This window comes from Sphingomonas bacterium, assembly GCF_903643065.1.
Classification (GTDB): Bacteria; Pseudomonadota; Alphaproteobacteria; order Sphingomonadales; family Sphingomonadaceae; genus Sphingomonas.
The window spans coordinates 1-3,978 of the sequence record NZ_CAHJWX010000274.1; the positions used below are offsets into that span (position 1 = coordinate 1).

Here is a 3,978-nt window from a genome sequence, read left to right on the forward strand (position 1 = left end):
GGCGGCGGCGGCGCGCGCGGGCGTGATATAGCCGTTCGCCGCCATCTCGCGCAGCACATAGGCGCGCCGCTCCAGCGCGCGGTCGGGGTGGCGCAACGGATCATAGTTGGACGGCCCCTTGGGCAGGATCGCCAGGTACGCGACCTGCGCCAGGCTGAGCTCGGCAGGCTCCTTGTCGAAATAGGCGTGCGCCGCGGCCTCGACCCCGAACGCGTTGCGGCCCAGCGCGATCTGGTTGAGGTACAGTTCCAGGATCTGCGGCTTGGTGAGCGTCATCTCGATCCGATAGGCCAGGATCGCCTCGCGCAGCTTGCGCGCGTAGCTCCGTTCGTTGCCGACCAGCAGGTTCTTGGCGACCTGCTGCGTGATCGTCGACGCGCCGCGCGGACGCTTGTTGGAGGTCAGATTGTCCCAGATCGCCGAGGCGACGCCGGGGAAGTCGACGCCGTGATGGCGGAAGAAGGTCTTGTCCTCCGCCGAGATGAACGCGGCGACCAGCAGCTTGGGATATTCGTCGAAGGACAGCTCCACCCGCCGCTCGCGCGCATAGGATTGCAGCGGCATGCCGGTGTCGTCGCGGATGTTGGTGGGCAGCGGCGCCTCATAGGTGCGCAGCTGATCGACCGACGGCAGGTCGCGCGCGAACGCGAACCACCCGGCGGCGACCAGCAGCCCCAGCGCCAGCGCCAGCCAGGCGGCGAGCCGGCCCAGGCGGCGCACCCAGCGGGAACGAAGGAAGGGGAGGGTGGCCATGCGCGGCGCGGCAATTAGCAGCCGTCATCCGCTGCGTCACCCCGGCCCGACCCGAGGTGACCAGGACGTCACCGCGCCGCCATCCGCCGCGCGAAATGCGCCTCCACCGCGTGCTCGACGCTCTCCGCCACCCGTTCCCGGCCGTCGGCGCTGTCAAGGAACGCCGCGTCGGCGGGATTGGAGATATAGCCGGTCTCGAACAGCACCGATGGCAGGTCGGGCGCCTTGAGCACCATCAGCGACGCCATGCGATGGAACTGCGCCTTGACCGGGATCAGCGGCCTGGCCTCGCGCCCCAGCAGCCGGGCGAAGCCGGCGGACGCGTTCATCGTCTCGCGCTGGGTCAGGTCGATCAGGATCGACTGGACGTCCGCGCCGGCGCCGCCCAGGTCGACGCCGCCGATCACGTCCGCCTTGTTCTCGCGGGCGGCGAGCCGCGCGGCCTCCTTGTCCGACGCGACCTCCGACAGGGTATAGGCCGACGCGCCGGTCGCGTCCTCGCTGCCCGTGCTGTCGCAATGGATCGACAGGAACAGGTCCGCGTGCAGCCGCCGCGCGATGCCGAACCGCTCGCGCAGCACCAGGAACCGATCGTCCTCGCGGGTCAGCGCGACGCGGACCCGGCCCGACGCGGCGAGCTGCTCGCGAATCGCCCTGGCGATCTTGAGCGTCACGTCCTTCTCGCGCAGCCCGGTGACCGGGTTGATCGCGCCGGGGTCGATGCCGCCATGGCCGGGATCGATCACCACCAGCGGCTTGCCCGGCTCCCCCGTGACGCGCGGCAACGGCCCGGCCTTGACGCGCGGCGGCACCAGCCGCGTCACCCTGTACCGCGAGCCGCCGGACAGGCGGAGCGGGAGATAGGTCGACCAGCCCGCCTCGCCGGCGGCGGCGAAGGCGGCCCGCGACACCGGCCGCAACTGCAGCACCAGCGTGCGGCCACCGTCCTGGAAACCGGCGTCGCCCACCACCGTCGGCCCGGTGAGGTCCAGCGCGAAGCGCGTGCCGCCGTCGCGGCGCGACTGGGTGACGCGCGCGACCGGGTCGTCCAGCAGTTCGTCATCGCCCGCGCGGTCGGGTGTCGCGCCGCGTACCTGGACCAGGATCTGGCGCGCGCCGGCCGCGACGAGGCTGGCGGCATCCGTCACCGGCGCGTCGAATCGGATCACCATGCGCCCCTGATCCAGCCGGACGTCGCGCACGGCGGCGGCATCGACGGACACGCCCGTCCCGCCCAGCATCAGCGCCAGCACCAACCGCCAGCCATGCCATGCCCGCCGGCACCGCATCCACACCCTGCGCATCTCGGTCGAACCCCCCCGTGGCGCTTGACGTCAGCTGTCCTTAATGAAGCGTTAATCCGGTTCCGGCCCGGGAGCGTCGTGTCGGCCAGTTGCGGACGGCGGCGCGCGATGCTAGCGATGTGGATAACGCCCGCGCGCCGTCTCGATGTCGGCCGTCGCGCCCGCGCCATTCGGTCGCCGTCCCGGCGGCCAGCCAGGTTGACGCCCCCATGACGCTTTCCCGCCATTCGCTGACCTGCCAGGCTTCGGCCGGCGGGCGCGCGGGCGCGGCGTCGGACGGGCCAGACATTCCACCCATCCGCGGCGCCATCGCCGCCCCCATCGAACGCGCGTGCTCGCCTCCGGGCCGACGCCGCGCGTGGAGACACGTTCATGACCACTCGCATGCTGATCGATGCGCGCCACCGGGAAGAGACCCGCGTCGCGGTCGTCAAGGGTAACCGGATCGAGGAATTCGATTTCGAGAGCGCCGAGCGCAAACAGCTCAAGGGCAACATCTATCTCGCCAAGGTGACGCGCGTCGAGCCGTCGCTCCAGGCCGCGTTCATCGACTATGGCGGCAACCGCCACGGCTTCCTCGCATTCAGCGAGATCCATCCCGACTATTACCAGATCCCCAAGGAGGATCGCGACGCGCTGTTGCGCGAGGAGGCCGAGCACGCCGCCGAGGAAGCCGCGCTGCGCGCCGAGCACGACGCGGACGACGACGACCGCGACGACACCGACGCCGACGATCTTCAAGTCGACGATCTTCAGGCCGACGATATCCAGGCCGACGAGGACGACCAGTTCGGCGACGACGACCCGGATCAGGCCGACGAGGCCGACGCGCAGCCGCAGGGCACCTCCAAGCGCCCGCGCAGCGGCCAGGACGATCAGGTCGAGGCGCTACGCCAGCGGCGCATGAACCTGCGCCGCCGCTACAAGATCCAGGACGTGATCCACCGCCGCCAGGTGCTGCTGGTTCAAGTCGTCAAGGAGGAGCGCGGCAACAAGGGCGCGGCGCTGACCACCTACCTGTCGCTCGCGGGCCGCTATTGCGTGCTGATGCCCAACACGTCGCACGGCGGCGGGATCAGCCGCAAGATCAGCAACGCCGCCGACCGCAAGCGCCTGAAGACGATCATGGCGGACCTCCAGCTGCCGTCCTCGATGGGCTGCATCGTGCGCACCGCCGGGCTCCAGCGCACCCGCACCGAGATCAAGCGCGATTTCGACTATCTCGCCCGGCTGTGGGACGAGATCAGGGAGCGCACGCTTGCGTCCAGCGCGCCCGCGCCGATCCACGGCGACAGCGACCTGATCAAGCGCGCCGTGCGCGACCTTTATAACAAGGACATCGACGAGGTGATCGTCGAGGGCGAGGACGGCTATCGCCAGGCCAAGACGTTCATGCGCCTGCTGATGCCCAGCCACGCCCGCCGCGTGCGGCAGTATGCCGACGCCGTGCCGCTGTTCCAGCGCGCGCATGTCGAGGACCAGCTGGCGGCGATGTACAACCCGCTCGTCCAGCTCAAGTCCGGCGGCTATCTGGTCATCAATCCGACGGAGGCGCTGGTCTCCATCGACATCAACTCCGGCCGCTCCACCCGCGAGCACAATATCGAGCAGACCGCGACCGCCACCAACCTGGAGGCCGCCGCCGAGATCGCGCGCCAGCTGCGGCTGCGCGACATGGCGGGCCTCGTCGTCATCGACTTCATCGACATGGACAACGGGTCCAACGTGCGAAAGGTCGAGAAGGCGATGAAGGAGGCGCTGAAGGACGATCGCGCCCGCATCCAGGTCGGCCGCATCTCCTCCTTCGGGCTGATGGAGATGAGCCGCCAGCGGCTGCGCACGGGCGTGCTGGAGGCGTCGACGCGCCAATGCCCGCATTGCGAGGGCACCGGGCTGGTCCGCACCGCGGCGTCCGCCGGCC

3 protein-coding genes are annotated in these 3,978 nt (G+C 70.2%); 1 reads left to right on the forward strand and 2 read right to left on the reverse strand.

Annotated elements, in window-relative coordinates; all coding sequences use genetic code 11:
• The coding region (locus HUU95_RS10210) for a transglycosylase domain-containing protein (protein WP_174280014.1) at positions 1 to 753 on the reverse strand (753 nt) is incomplete at its 3' end.
• Positions 754 to 821: 68 nt separating this feature from the next.
• Positions 822 to 2,057 carry an N-acetylmuramoyl-L-alanine amidase family protein gene (locus HUU95_RS10215; RefSeq protein WP_254602735.1) on the reverse strand — a complete coding sequence of 412 codons (1,236 nt, stop codon included), beginning with the start codon at positions 2,055 to 2,057 and terminating at the stop codon, positions 822 to 824.
• Positions 2,058 to 2,441: 384 nt separating this feature from the next.
• Here HUU95_RS10215 and HUU95_RS10220 point away from each other — a divergent pair.
• Positions 2,442 to 3,978, forward strand: a 1,537-nt coding sequence (locus tag HUU95_RS10220) for an Rne/Rng family ribonuclease (RefSeq protein ID WP_174280016.1), incomplete at its 3' end; no start/stop codon positions are given.

What these genes read in the sequence shown, in the direction of transcription:
- HUU95_RS10215 (WP_254602735.1), bottom strand. Translation starts at nt 2,057, where the DNA reads ATGCGCAGGGTGTGGATGCGGTGCCGGCGGGCATGGCATGGCTGGCGG.